Genomic DNA, 13,393 nt, shown 5'->3' on the forward strand with positions numbered 1-13,393 from the left:
TGCACTCCGACGGCCCTGCCCTTATAAGCGCTTCCTCAGCTGTTTTTTTCCACCACGTGGCGCCGGATCTTTTTGGTGGTGGTCATCTCCATGGGTGTATCCAGGACGGTCACCCGTTCTATCTTCTGGTAGCTGTGGAGCTTCGTGTTGACCTCCGCAACGATGGCCTCGATCCGAGCCCGGATGCGGTGGTCTCCCTCGTCCTCATCCCGCAGGTCCTCCTCAAAGAGATCCCGGTTCGGGTAGATCAGGGCTTCGATACGTTCGCCGGGGGTACGCTTGTCCAGGGTGAAGCCCCGGATCATGATCTGCTCGATCTCGTTGTAGAGCTGGAAGGCATCCTCCAGCTCCTCGGGATAGACGTTTTTGCCCCCCTCGGTAACGATCAGGTTCTTGGCGCGTCCCGTCAGGTACAGGTAATTGTCCCGGTCAAGGTAGCCCACGTCGCCGGTCCGGAAGAATCCGTCGTCGGTAAAGACCTCGGCGGTCTCCTCCGGCATCTGGTAATAGCCCCGCATCACCATGGGTCCCTTGATGGCGATCTCTCCCCTGCCTTCGGAATCGGGATCCAGGATCTTCACCTCCGTTCCGGGCAGAATCCGTCCGACACTGCGGACCTTGTACTGCTCTTTGGGGTTCAGGGCCACAATGGGAGAGGTCTCCGTCAATCCGTAGCCCTGGACAAAGTCGATTCCCAGCTGATTGTACTGCCGGAATACCGAAGGAGCCAGAGGGCCGCCGCCGGAGATACAGATCCGGATGGAAGCCAGAGAGGCCTTGTCCAGAACAGATTTGAAAAGGATCTTCCCCGGGTTGACCCTGAAAAGGACCTTGATTGTTCCGCTGAGGAACATCAGTCCCCGGATAATACCGTACACCACCGGCCCCTTTGCGCGGATTCCCTTCATTATCCCCTGGAGCAGCCGGTTGAAAAGCATGGGAACCCCCAGAAACATGGTCACATTGGCGGCCTTCAGATCATGGAGGATCTGCTTGACCACCATACGCTTGCCGAATACCGTCTCGGCTCCCACCGAGAGACTCTCGATAAAAACCGCCAGCATGCTGTAGGAGTGGTGTATGGGAAGCAGGGCGTAAAAAACATCGGAATGATAGATATTCAGGTTTGCCTGGGCGATCAGGCAGTCCGCCACCAGGTTTCGGTGGGTCAGCATTACCCCTTTCGGCCTGCCGGTGGTTCCGGAGGTGTAGAGAATGGCCGCCAGCTCCTCATCGTCAACAGCAAGAGGTTTTTCCAGAGGATCAGCCTCAAGATCGTAAATATAGGGATCCTTCCCGGGATTCAGGCAGACCAGACTTGAGAAATCCTCCCTGATAAAAGCATCATACTTCTCCCCGTCGATAAAAAGGGCCTTTGCACCGGCGGAGCTGAGGAGTCCCCGGATCTCAGCGGCGGAGAGGGCGTAATCGATGGGCACCACAACAGCACCGGCATAGAGAACCGCCAGGTAGGCCACCGCCCACTCGGGACTGTTGGCGCCGCTTACGCCCACTCTTTCTCCGGGAGCAATTCCGCGCTGACGAAGGTATCCCGCAATCCGGCGGACGCGCTCCAGGGCCTCGCTGTAACTGAGGCTGACACGATCGGGCTCGTATACGGTAAAACAGGGGCTTTCCGGGTATCGTTGGGTCGAAATGGTAAAAAGCTGGGGAACCGTCGGCCATTCGCCCGTGAACAGGCTACCGCGATAATCGTCAAGAAACTGCCAGGGAACCGTGTTGCGCTTCATGTAAACCTCTCCTGTTCTGTATTCTCATAATGTCTGTACCGATAATTGTATACCCTGAGGTACTAAATGGCTATAGATCCCCGGCAGAAGAGGATGGCCTTTCCTGCCAGGGAGACCCTTTCTCCCTGATCCCTGCAGAAGAGTTCCCCGCCCCGCCGGGAAACCTGAAAGGCAAGCAGATCCTCCTTTCCCAAAACTCCGCTCCAGTAGGGAACAAGGGTGGAATGGGCCGACCCGGTTACCGGGTCTTCAAAAATCGAGGCCCGGGGAGTAAAAAAACGGGAGACGAAATCCGCGGCGCTTCCTTCTTCCGCTCTGGCGGTGACGGAAATACCTCCGGGGTCAAGATTGATTTCATCGAGAATGTTCCTGTCAAAGCGGATATTCCTGACCTCCCCTTCCGATGGATAGACGAGAATATAATCCCGGGCCTTCAGGACCTCCCGGGGCTGAATGTTCACAGCCCGGGCGATCGTCTCCGGGAATTCACAGAAGCGGGGAGGCCGGGAGGGAAAGTCCAGTACGATACGATCGTCCCGGAAGCGTATCGGAAGCTCTCCGCTGCGGGATGAAAAGACCAGGGACTCGATGGAAGAATCTGCGAAGTTCCTGATAACAAAGGCCGCCGCCAGGGTCGCGTGACCGCAGAGATCCATCTCGATCTCCGGGGTAAACCAGCGGATACGCCAGGTACCTGCTTCCCTGACGCAGAAGGCGGTTTCCGGCAGAAAAAACTCCCCCGCCACACGCAGCATGATCTCCTCCGACGGCCAGTCCTCAAGAATGCAGACCGCCGCCGGGTTTCCACCGAAGAGCTTTGAGGTAAAGGCATCCACATGAAAAAAATCGATACGCATGGGAAGAAGAATACGGGCATACCGGAAATAAGGCAATATTGAAGAGTTTTCTTTACTGTATAACTCATATTTACTACCTTTATGGTAGTAATTCAAAGTCCCTTTAGGAGGAGGCTGATGGTCATTGCCGTACCAAAGGAGCAGGAAAACTGGGAAAACCGGGTTGCTTTGACCCCCGAGGGGGTAAAAAAACTGGTGGGGACAAAATCCGCCAGGGTGTTGATAGAAGAATCTGCGGGGGCGGCCTCGGGCTTCTCCGACCGGGAGTACAGCGATGCCGGAGCAGAAATTACAGCGGAGAGAAAGGCGCTTCTGAAGGAGGCGGACATTCTTCTCCGAATGGGCAAGCCTCCCGCCGCTGAAATCCCTGAGCAGAAAAGCGGCTCTTTTCACATCAGTTTTCTGGACCCCTACAACGAACAGGATCTGGTTCAGAAAATCGCGAAGCAAAAAATCAACGCCTTCAGCATGGAGATGATTCCCCGCAGTACCAGGGCCCAGAAGATGGACGCCCTGAGCTCCCAGGCAAGCCTTGCGGGCTACGCGGCGGTAATCGAGGCGGCCGGGGAAATAAAAATGGCTTTTCCCATGATGATGACCCCCGCAGGAACAATCTCTCCGGTACGGGTTTTCGTAATCGGCGCCGGGGTAGCCGGGCTTCAGGCCATTGCCACGGCAAAACGTCTGGGGGCCCGGGTAGAGGCCTACGACACCCGGCCGGTGGTGGAGGAACAGGTCGTGAGCCTGGGGGCAAAGTTCATCAAGATCGACCTGGGAGAGACGGGACAGACCAGGGACGGCTACGCCAGGGAACTGACACAGGAGCAGCTGGAAAAACAGCGGGAGCTGATGCAGGATCGCTGCATAGCCGCAGATGTGGTCATTACCACTGCCAAGCTCTTCGGACGTCCGGCTCCCCTGCTGATTCCCCGGGCCACAGTTGAAGCCATGCGACCCGGTTCCGTACTGGTGGACCTCGCCGTCGACACCGGAGGCAACGTGGAGCTCTCCAGCCCCGGTGAAATTGTCGACCACAAGGGGGTGAAGATCCTGGGCCTCCGGAATTTCCCCGGACAGGTTGCAAAGCACGCCAGCCAGATGTATTCCAACAACCTGGTCAACCTGCTCCTGGAGTTCTGGAAGGACGGCAATCCGGGTCCGGATTTCAACCCAGAAGATGAGATCGTACAGGGAGCCCTGATTACCCGGGACGGCAGCATCGTTCACCCCGGGATCCGCAAAATATACGGACTGGAGGAATAGACCATGGATATACGTCTTGTTTTTATTCTCGTACTGGCGACCTTTCTCGGCTTCGAGCTCATCTCCAAGGTTCCGTCCCAGCTGCACACCCCTCTGATGTCAGGATCCAATGCCATCTCCGGCATCACCATCGTCGGGGCCCTCCTGAGCCTGGTGGGAAGCTTCAGCGTCGAAGGCAACGTAACGCGCATCATTCTCGGGACCCTGGCGGTCACCTTCGCGACAATCAATGTCGTCGGGGGCTACCTGGTAACCGACCGCATGCTGCGGATGTTCGTTAAAAAGGAGAAAAAGTGATGCCCAGCCTGTCACCGGACCTTCAGAACCTGCTGTATATAATAGCTTCGGTATTATTCGTTTTCGGCATCAAAATGCTGGGAAAACCGGAAAGTGCCCGCAGCGGAAACGCTGTATCCGCCCTGGGTATGCTTATTGCCATTATCACGGCCCTTTTGAGCGAACAGATTCTCCACTGGCAGTGGATCCTTGTCGGGCTGGCTGCGGGAAGCATAATCGGTGCCCTTGCGGCCCGGCTGGTCGCCATGACAGCCATGCCGGAGATGGTCGCCCTCTTCAACGGTTTCGGAGGTATCGCGAGCCTTCTGGTCGGCTGGGCGGAGTTTCAGAAAATCTACAGTGCCGGGGAACTGATGAGCGCCTCCTACTACCAGGTTTTTATTATCCTGCTCACTGTCCTTATCGGCGGAGTTACCTTTTCCGGTTCCCTGATCGCCTGGGGCAAGCTTTCCGGCACAGTTCCTTCCCGGCCGATTCTCTACCGGGGACAGCGGATCGTTAACGGTATCCTGGTCCTGCTGATCATCGGGTTTATAACGTTCCTCACCGGGCGCCTGGACCTTACCGGTCTGGAAAATTATACGCACTTTCTCTTTATCGCGGCCCTTGCACTGCTCTTCGGCGTACTCTTTGTTATACCCATCGGAGGGGGGGACATGCCGGTGGTAATATCCCTGCTGAACTCCTACAGCGGCATGGCGGCCTGCGCCGCGGGTTTCGTAATCAACAACAATGTGCTGATCGTATCCGGCGCCCTGGTGGGCTCTTCCGGAATCATTCTGACAACCATAATGTGCAAGGCCATGAACCGATCCCTGACGAACGTCCTCTTTTCCGGTTTCGGCAGCGTCTCGACCTCCACACAGGGCGAAGGCTTCCAGGGAGAGGCCAAGGCTATAAGTGTTGACGACGCCTACTACGTACTGGAGGCGGCCAAGAATATCCTGATCGTTCCCGGTTACGGCATGGCGGTGGCCCAGGCCCAGCACGCCGTCCAGGAGCTCGCCACCCTGCTGGAAAAGAACGATGCGGAGGTAAACTTCGCCATTCACCCCGTGGCCGGCCGTATGCCGGGGCACATGAACGTCCTGCTTGCCGAGGCCAACGTTCCCTACGAGAAGCTCAAGGAGATGGACGACGTGAACCCACAGATCGAGAACGTGGACGTGGCGGTGGTTATCGGCGCCAACGACGTGGTCAATCCGGCAGCCAGGACCGTGGAATCGTCTCCCATATACGGCATGCCGGTCATCAACGTGGACAAGGCCCGGACGGTGATTGTGCTCAAACGCTCCCTGAATCCCGGCTTTGCCGGCATCGACAACCCCCTCTTCTTCAACGAGAACACCCGGATGCTCTTCGGCGATGCCAAAGCTACGGTGCAGGGGCTGGTGGCGGAGTTCAAGAATTAGTTACTGTCCCGAATCGTGGGGATGGATGAGGATTAACAGTAGTTTCTCAAAGGAATTATCCTTCCCACCGTTTATTATTCCGGGAAATTTTCCTGCGTATCGGTAAAATCCGGCTGCAGGGCGCTTTTATCCCCACGATTCGGGACACTATTAACAAATTATTGCCCAAGACCATGGTAAACTTCCGTATTCCCCCAGGAAGCATCTCCGCCGCGCCCCTTCATTGGGCGTCGCGGGTTCTTACCCGCAGCGAAAGTTCGGTACGATTTCTTACCTTGAGCTTGGTCATAATATGGTGAAGATGGTTCTTGACAGTCCCTTCGCTGATAAACAGTTCCGCCGCGATCTCTTTATTGCTGTATCCCCTGGCTACCAGCTCAAGGAGTTCCGCTTCCCTGGGTGTAACACCATACCGGATGATGAGCTCCTCCGTAGTACCGGAATCGGCTGAAGGGTTTTGCAGCATCAGAAGTGCCGGAGAGGCCTTGAGTACCAGAAGGTTGGTGGAAATAAAGAGTATCAGCAGGGTTGCAATGGTAGAAACCAGATAGGCCGAAGAACTGTGGAATGAGGGCCCGAGGATCAGGGTGATCAGGAATCCGAAGGGAGTAAAGTCTCTTGAAAGAATAAGTTCGCGGTAATGGATCGTTTCACCGAAAACAATCAGAAAGAATATCATCACGGCACCGACAATGATCAAGGCACCCTTGTCGCCCTTTAGAACAACAGCAATGAAACGGATCGCTGCATAGAGGAGCGCTGCAAGCACAGCCATGAGGAAATAGAGCACAAGGCGGGAGTAGAACAGTACCGGTGTTGCGAGCATAATCAGCGAATTGAGGGCGACAAATCCGCTCATGCCCAGAAGGAACCAGCGTCCCAGCTTTCCCGGGTAGATTCGATCAAGAGCCCAGATAAAGAGTATCGGGACAGCGTGGCTTGTCAGGTACTCGATTTTTAACTGAACAAGCCACTGAATATCCGGAATAAACTGGGTTATCAGCATTTGGCCAAGCAAGAGTACCCGCAAGGCCAGTACCCAGAACATCGCGCTCAATAACAGTGCCGCTCCGGGTCCGCCGGGTGTTCTGAGAAAGAGAAAAAGATTGTAGATACCCATCATCAGGAAGCTGCCGAAGAGCAGCAGATCGTACATGGTTTCGATGGTAAGCATAGAATTGATCTGATCCACCGTACCGATTTGAAGAGGCTTCCACATGCCCCCGCGGCGGTGATGGAAATTGGATACCTGCAACAACAGGGAAGCACGGTTATCGTCGGTTTCGAATTGCACTGTTCGCATACGGTATTCCGGCTCGGAGCTTTCCCGGCTTGTCCCTACGGTGCCGCAGCCTGCGATCTCTTTACCGTTTATCCAGAGCTTATAGGCGGTTGAGGCATTGGGAATCCACAATCCTGCCCTCGTCATTTCCGGAGGCAACAGAATATCCAGGGTAAAGGTGGCGAAACCCGTTCCCCCGACCGGATTCCTGCTGTCCGGCCATTGGTTCCAGGTTCCGGGCATGAGGAAGAATCCATCGGGCTTCGGCTGTTCTCCTCCGTCTCCGGCGGGTCCCAGGAGTTGTTTCCAGTATATGTGCCACTCCCCGGCAAGATCCACCGGCCCGTTTCGGCCGAAGTCCCATTGCCTGAGATCAATGACTCCTTCGGATGCCCGGGGAAAAGAAGGTGCGGCACTGCAGCCTCCGCCGAGGAGTGCTGCCCACAGGAGGAGGATCAGCATGCATTTTTGTTTTCCAACCAGAACTAGCGGCTCCAGTGTTATCCCGCCTTTCTCTGTTATTGTCTCATATAGTGGACATTTCGATCTGGATAAAGTCTACCCCCGGGGTCTTGAAAGGTCAATCAAGGACCGTAATGGGGAAGGGGTGAAAATGTAACTAAAGTTATATAGTTATTTATTACCAATATGGTAATATTTGATTAGTTGAAAGCGAAAGTTTGGAGGTATAGTCGGGATGAACGGGATAAAACGCACCGGAAAAACAGGAACAGCCGGGTATTTCGTTTTGATTATGCTGGTTTTAACACTTCTCAGCGCCTGTGCCGATACTGGTGCGACCGGCGGGGACACAGGGGGACTCGCTGCTTCAGCAGCGCCGTATATCATGCCCGAACCTGGGGTTCACTATCTTGTTTCCGGCAGCTCCCTTACGGTGAGTATTGAATCGCCGTCCCGGGATGCCGAAATCTTCTTTACCCTGGATGGTACGGAACCTGCGGAAAACTCGACGCGCTACGTAAGCCCCTTCCTCGTAGACAGTTCCATCGTCGTGCGTGCTGTGGCCCTGGAAGACGGCAAGAGGGAGAGCCCGGCCGCCCATGCCACCTTCGTCATTCTGGAGACAAGCCAGACCAGCGCCCCGCCTCTAATAAGCCCGGCGGGAGGCCTTCGTCACAACCCCACATCCATAAGCATAAGCAGTGCGACTGTGGACGCCAAGATTTACTATACCACCGACGGAAGCCTGCCTCATGGTGGATCCACTCTATATGAAGGACCATTTACCATCGATGCCCCGGTGCAGAATGTCCGGGCCGTGGCGATCAAAGCGGGGGAGGAGCGCAGTTTATCCTCTGCAAGTTTCAGCTTTTCAGCCTCGATGCCGGAGATCCTCCGCAGAGGACAGTGGGAAGGATACTGGGATCGATCGGGAAGCGGTTCCATACCCGACGGAGGTATTTTCGCCGCTGCATATTATGAAGCTCCGGCCCGGGGTACCTCCCTGACGGCGGGCAGTGCCACCGGAGGTGCCGAGATTCGTTTCACAGTCGACGGAAGTATCCCGGAGGAATCCTCCCTTCTTTATAACGGTCGCATGATGGTGTGGTGGGACGGCAATCCGGGAAACCTGCGGATCGGAGGAAATCTTGTTACCGGGCCGATTACCTCGAGCACTGGGATGAAGATACGCGTTTTCCGGGAAGGCTATGAGCCGAGTCCGGTACATACCATGGGATTCACCACAGCGGCCCCCACACCGGCCCCGTACTAAACGGAGACAATGCAGATGTATACCAAAAAACGTTTTACTATTCTGCCCAGGGTACTTGCGGGCATGACGATTCTGACAGTGATTTCCGGCTGCGCAGGAGCCGGTGCGGGAGTCGGTGAAAACAGCGGCGACGCTTTACCAGGCGTAACATGGCAGCAGCTTGCCAAATTTACCGGGGGCGCTGAGTCACACACCCAGGCCGGCTTCAGCGTCGCAATCGACGGGCATACGGCGATAGTCGGCGTCCCCGGTGACGACATCAGAGGCTACAACGCCGGATCTGCCTATGTTTTTGTTCGCGACGGTTCAGGGATCTGGAGCAGGACGGACACACTCACCGCCTCAGACGCCGGGGAAAACGACATTTTCGGCTCCAGCGTCGCCTTAAGCGGCGACTTCGCTATCGTCGGAGCGCCCTTACACAACGGTCCCACGGATAACCCTTTTGATACGGACGGGATAAGCCGGGACTCCGGGGCGGCCTATGTCTTCGTGCGCAGCGGGGACAGCAGCTGGAGCCAGGAGGCGAAGCTCACCGGCAACAGGGACCTGGTCATAGCGGATGACAATTTCGGCTCCAGCGTTGCAATCAGCGGAGACACGGCGATAGTCGGGTCGCCCTATGATGAAAAGGGAACTGCAAACCCGGACTCCGGGGCGGCATACGTGTTCCGGCGGAACGACGAAGGCAATTGGCCTCAGGAGATCAGGCTCAGCGCCGCCGATGCCTCCGCGGGGGACCAGTTCGGCTCTCAAGTCGCGATCAGCGGATATTCAGCCATCGTCGGAGCACCCTTCAAAGATGACGGGGGTAACTCTTCCGGATCCGCCTATATCTTTACCCGCAACGGCAGCTGGAGTCAGACAAAACTCAGCGTCGACGTCTCGGCAGGGAATCAGCTCGGTTTTGGCGTCGCAATCGACGGCGATACGGCGATTGCAGGGGCTCCCGGTGGTGGTGACGACTACAGAGGCCTGGCGTATGTTTTTACCCGCGACGCCGCAGGAAGCTGGAACCTGTCGGACACGCTCAGCCCTGTCGACGCCACGGAGGGCGCATGCTTCGGCTGGAGCGTGGCTATCGACGGCGACAGCACCATCGTCGGGGCAGTCGGTGACGGTGCCGGCGGCTTTAACTCAGGGGCGGCGTTTGTTTTTAACCGCAGCGCCGAAGGTACCTGGAACCAGTCGGGAAAGCTCACCGCCGCCGACGCCGTTGCACACAATTGGTTCGGTCACAGCCTGGCGATCAGCGGCCAATCCGCGGTAATCGGGGTCCCACGGGATGACGAAGTGGCTCAGAACTCAGGGGCAACGTACTTTTTTGCCCTGCGGTAGCTGCCGATGACGGTGATTCCTGGCTAGGGCTGCCCGTTAAGAAAATTCCGGATTCCTGTAAGGATCATCTCCGCCGAAAGGGCGGAGAGGATCATCCCGGTAATCTTGCTCAGAATGACGATTCCCCGGCTTCCCAGGGCTCGTTTGATCAAAGACCCGGATAGCAGAACCGCGGATATGCAGGCTACCGCCGACAGCAGGGCCAGGGATCCCATCAGCTTTGCGGAGAAGGAGTCGAGTTCCGCTCCCATGACCAGGAGGGTACCGATGGTGGCTGGTCCGACAATTATGGGGATAGCCAGGGGAACCACCGCAACGTCCCCGTCATGGGGCACCGCGGCGCTCCCCGCCTGGCCGTGAACCAGACTGATGGCAGAGAGCATCAGGAGCACTCCGGCACCGACACGGAAGGCATCCAGGGTTATTCCGAAAACCGCGAACATCTGCCTCCCTGCAAAAAAGAGAAGCAGGCTCACCACGGCGGTAGCCCCTGAGACCGAGAGGGCCAGCCTGCGGCGGCGGTGAACGTCATAGCCCTCGGTCATGCTCAGAAACATGGTAAGACCGAAGAAGGGCGTCAAAACAAAGAACAATTTTATCCAGAGACTGAAGAATACGGACATGGGGGGATATTACACGTTTACACTGCCAATTACCATCATTGAACAGATGCGGCATCCTCCGCCAGAAGCAGGGCCCCCGTGATTCCCGCCCGGTTCTCCCGCTCAGGAAACACAATATACTCTTCCTGCTCTTCGGTAATCTCGGGCCTGTCCACATAGCCGTTGAGAAACTCCTTCAGGTATCGCCGTATGGCAGGAAATATCTGGGGCTGGTGCATTACCCCGCCCCCCATAATGATGCGTTGGGGACTCAGCATCAGAACCATGGAGGCCAGGCCCTGAGCGAGATACCAGGCTTCCAGGTCCCAGGCGGGATGATCCTCCGGCAGTTCAATCCCCGGTCTTCCCCAGCGCGCCTCGATCGCAGGTCCGGCAGCCATGCCCTCGAGACAGCTTCCGTGGAAGGGACAGGTTCCGGGAAAGGGATCGTCCCGGCGGGGAGCCACCCGGATATGGCCGACCTCGGGGTGAACAAGACCGTGCAGTGCTTTGTTGTCGACCACGACCCCGCCGCCGATACCGGTCCCGATGGTCAGGTATAAAAAGGTATCGCAGCCCCGTCCGGCACCATAGAGCCCTTCTCCCAGGGCTGCGGCGTTTGTATCCGTGTCGAAACCGACGGGCACATTCATTCTGTTTGTAAAGAATCCGACAATATCGGTATCGGCCCACAGTATCTTAGGCGTCGAGGTAATATTCCCGAAGGTATCTGAAGAAAGATCCAGATCCACCGGACCGAAGGAGCCGATACCCAGGGATGCAATGGGCCCCAGATCCTTTTCGCATCCGCTAAAGAACTCATACGCCCGCATCATGGTCTCTTCCGGTGTTGTCGTGGGGAAACGGGTTTCCCTGAGTATTTCCACCGGTGAGTAGCCGACAGCGCAGACAAATTTTGTACCCCCGGCTTCGATTCCGGCAAGCAGCGGTTTGGACATTATGCACTCCTTTTTACATATCACTTATGGAGCATTCTATCCCGGTTTTCTGATTCTGTCGCGGGGTGCGAAGAACCCACCTCAGGCTCCTCCCGGGTCAAATCCAGCTCAACTTAAACAAAAGTTTAACACGAAATAGCTTGACCATCCCCACAAACATTATTACACATACAGACAGGTTGTATGTATCATGAGACGGACCAAGAAAGAAGCAGAACAGACCAAGGAATCCATCTTTCAGGCGGGGATAGAACTGCTGGCCAAAAAGGGGATTCATGAAACCTCCATGAGCGATATAGCCAGGGCAGCCGGCGTTACGCGGGGGGCCATCTACTGGCACTTCGAGAACAAGGAGGCCCTCCTGCGGGAGATCCACGGACGACTCCAGAATTTCTATCAGAGCCTGGTGGATGCTGTGCGCAATGATTCAGCTTCCCTTACAGAAAGCCTCAACAAGACAGTACGACAGCTTTTTAAGAAATACCGGAAGGACGCCGCCTTCAGGCGCCTCCAGGACCTGAGTATCAAAATAAGTGTGCTCTATGCAGGAAATGATTCCATGGCGAATGATATAATTAAAACAGAAGAGCAGGATATCCGGCTCTTCTGTGAGGCCGTTAATGACAGTCCTGTAACCAAAAGTTGTACTCCTCTACAGCTCTTCATGATAATGGAATCACTGATTGGGGGCCTCCTGATCCGCCAGTACATACGTCAGGAGTTATTAAGCGATGAAGATATAGATGCCGCCGTGGCTTTCATAGTCAGGGGTTTTTCCGGCATCGGTGAAATTTCAGATAACTAAACATCAGGAGAAAACAGATGAATACTAAGCATTTACGAGTGCTGGCTATTGCAGCACTTTTGGCAGCAGCGCTTACCGGGTGTTCCCGGGAAGCTGAAGAGACAACCCGGAGCATAGACGAAATCCATGCCCAGGAAGGGATTCCCGTACGGGTTCGGGAATTAAAGCCGGAAACCTTTACGTCCAGACTGGGCTACACATCGTCCCTTACCGGATCGGTGGAGTCCACAGCATCAGCCCTGATCGGAGACGTAATCGAGGAAGTTTTGGTTTCGGTTGGAGATTACGTGGAAAAAAACCAGGTTGTCCTGAGCTTTCCGGCGGACAATGCTTCGCTGAATTATGAGCAGGTCAGGATCAATTTTGAGAACGCGAAAACCTCCTTCGAACGGATCAGCAGACTCTACACCGCCGAGCAGGGAATCTCCCGGCAGGATTACGACAACGCCCGCACCCAGTACGAGATAGCCAAGGCCAACTGGGACACGGTACGGAAAATGAAGGACGTCCGGGCCCCGATCTCCGGGTACCTGACCCGGCTCAACGTATTGGAGTCAGACAATGTGAGCCCCGGCGACCCCCTCTTCACGATTTCCAACCACACAAAGCTCAAGAGCACTGTCTGGGTCACCGACCGGGAAATCGGCAGGATCTCGGTGGGGCAGGAAGCAATCGCCGCCTGGCGGGAACATACTCTTCCCGGACGGGTCATCCAGGTCGATATGGCCATGGACCAGGAACGCAAGGCCTTTGCAGTAAAACTGGAGTTCGAGAACCCTGATCTTACTGTGCCCAGCGGCATAACCGCGGATATCGGTATTGAGGTCTACTCCAACGACAACAGCCTTATCGTAGACATGGGAGAGTTTGTAGAGAGCGTCGACGGTCGCTATGTTTTCCTCGCGGAAAACGGTGTCAGTAAACGACGGGAAATCACAACCGGTCAGCAGGAGGGACTCAAGTTCGAGGTCCTCAGCGGACTGACCCCGGGGGATACCCTGATTACCGAAGGAGTCAACCTGGTCTCCGACGGAAGCAAGATCCGGATAATCGCCGCCAACGAAAGCGTAGCCAGGCAATAAGGCGAAAGGA

The 13,393-nt window shown here is 55.9% G+C and carries 12 protein-coding genes; 7 read left to right on the forward strand and 5 right to left on the reverse strand.

Features of this window, described 5'->3' with window-relative positions; all coding sequences use genetic code 11:
* Positions 1-35: 35 nt before the first annotated feature.
* Complete coding sequence (locus tag B4O97_RS06720) at positions 36-1,751, reverse strand: AMP-dependent synthetase/ligase (protein ID WP_083049425.1); 1,716 nt, start codon at positions 1,749-1,751, stop codon at positions 36-38.
* Positions 1,752-1,813: 62 nt separating this feature from the next.
* Positions 1,814-2,608 (reverse strand): PhzF family phenazine biosynthesis protein, encoded by a 795-nt coding sequence (locus B4O97_RS06725; RefSeq protein WP_083049565.1) that lies wholly within the window; start codon positions 2,606-2,608, stop codon positions 1,814-1,816.
* Positions 2,609-2,725: 117 nt separating this feature from the next.
* On the opposite strand from B4O97_RS06725, the gene B4O97_RS06730 reads away from it, so the two are divergent.
* Genes B4O97_RS06730 through B4O97_RS06740 form a run of 3 tightly spaced genes read left to right on the forward strand, consistent with a single transcriptional unit; the run spans position 2,726 to position 5,580 of the window.
* A complete protein-coding gene (locus B4O97_RS06730) occupies positions 2,726-3,871 on the forward strand; it encodes a Re/Si-specific NAD(P)(+) transhydrogenase subunit alpha (protein ID WP_083049426.1) in 1,146 nt (381 codons plus the stop codon).
* Between the two features lie 3 nt (positions 3,872-3,874).
* Complete coding sequence (locus B4O97_RS06735; RefSeq protein ID WP_083049428.1) at positions 3,875-4,168, forward strand: NAD(P) transhydrogenase subunit alpha; 294 nt, start codon at positions 3,875-3,877, stop codon at positions 4,166-4,168.
* Positions 4,168-5,580: an NAD(P)(+) transhydrogenase (Re/Si-specific) subunit beta gene (locus tag B4O97_RS06740; RefSeq protein WP_083049430.1), complete on the forward strand. Its 1,413-nt coding sequence runs from the start codon at positions 4,168-4,170 to the stop codon at positions 5,578-5,580. Before B4O97_RS06735 ends, B4O97_RS06740 begins: the two co-directional genes overlap by 1 nt.
* Before the next feature lie 220 nt (positions 5,581-5,800).
* On the opposite strand, the gene B4O97_RS06745 is transcribed toward B4O97_RS06740, so the two are convergent.
* Positions 5,801-7,324, reverse strand: coding sequence for a LuxR C-terminal-related transcriptional regulator (locus B4O97_RS06745; RefSeq protein WP_083049432.1), 1,524 nt, complete (start codon positions 7,322-7,324; stop codon positions 5,801-5,803).
* 235 nt (positions 7,325-7,559) lie between these two features.
* On the opposite strand from B4O97_RS06745, the gene B4O97_RS06750 reads away from it, so the two are divergent.
* A complete protein-coding gene (locus tag B4O97_RS06750) occupies positions 7,560-8,597 on the forward strand; it encodes a chitobiase/beta-hexosaminidase C-terminal domain-containing protein (RefSeq protein ID WP_083049433.1) in 1,038 nt (345 codons plus the stop codon).
* Between the two features lie 15 nt (positions 8,598-8,612).
* Complete coding sequence (locus tag B4O97_RS06755) at positions 8,613-9,935, forward strand: hypothetical protein (RefSeq protein WP_158084194.1); 1,323 nt, start codon at positions 8,613-8,615, stop codon at positions 9,933-9,935.
* A 23-nt stretch (positions 9,936-9,958) separates the two neighbouring features.
* On the opposite strand, the gene B4O97_RS06760 is transcribed toward B4O97_RS06755, so the two are convergent.
* Both B4O97_RS06760 and B4O97_RS06765 read right to left on the reverse strand, forming a co-directional pair.
* The gene (locus B4O97_RS06760; protein WP_083049436.1) at positions 9,959-10,558 is read right to left on the reverse strand and encodes a MarC family protein; all 600 of its coding nucleotides are present in this window, start codon (positions 10,556-10,558) and stop codon (positions 9,959-9,961) included.
* Between the two features lie 35 nt (positions 10,559-10,593).
* Positions 10,594-11,496: an ROK family protein gene (locus B4O97_RS06765; protein WP_083049438.1), complete on the reverse strand. Its 903-nt coding sequence runs from the start codon at positions 11,494-11,496 to the stop codon at positions 10,594-10,596.
* A gap of 190 nt (positions 11,497-11,686) precedes the next feature.
* Here B4O97_RS06765 and B4O97_RS06770 point away from each other — a divergent pair, with 190 nt between their 5' ends.
* A complete protein-coding gene (locus B4O97_RS06770; protein WP_083049439.1) occupies positions 11,687-12,301 on the forward strand; it encodes a TetR family transcriptional regulator in 615 nt (204 codons plus the stop codon).
* Positions 12,302-12,318: 17 nt separating this feature from the next.
* The gene (locus B4O97_RS06775) at positions 12,319-13,383 is read left to right on the forward strand and encodes an efflux RND transporter periplasmic adaptor subunit (RefSeq protein WP_083049441.1); all 1,065 of its coding nucleotides are present in this window, start codon (positions 12,319-12,321) and stop codon (positions 13,381-13,383) included.
* Positions 13,384-13,393: the final 10 nt, after the last annotated feature.

This window comes from Marispirochaeta aestuarii, from assembly GCF_002087085.1.
GTDB classification, from domain to species: Bacteria; Spirochaetota; Spirochaetia; order JC444; family Marispirochaetaceae; genus Marispirochaeta; species Marispirochaeta aestuarii.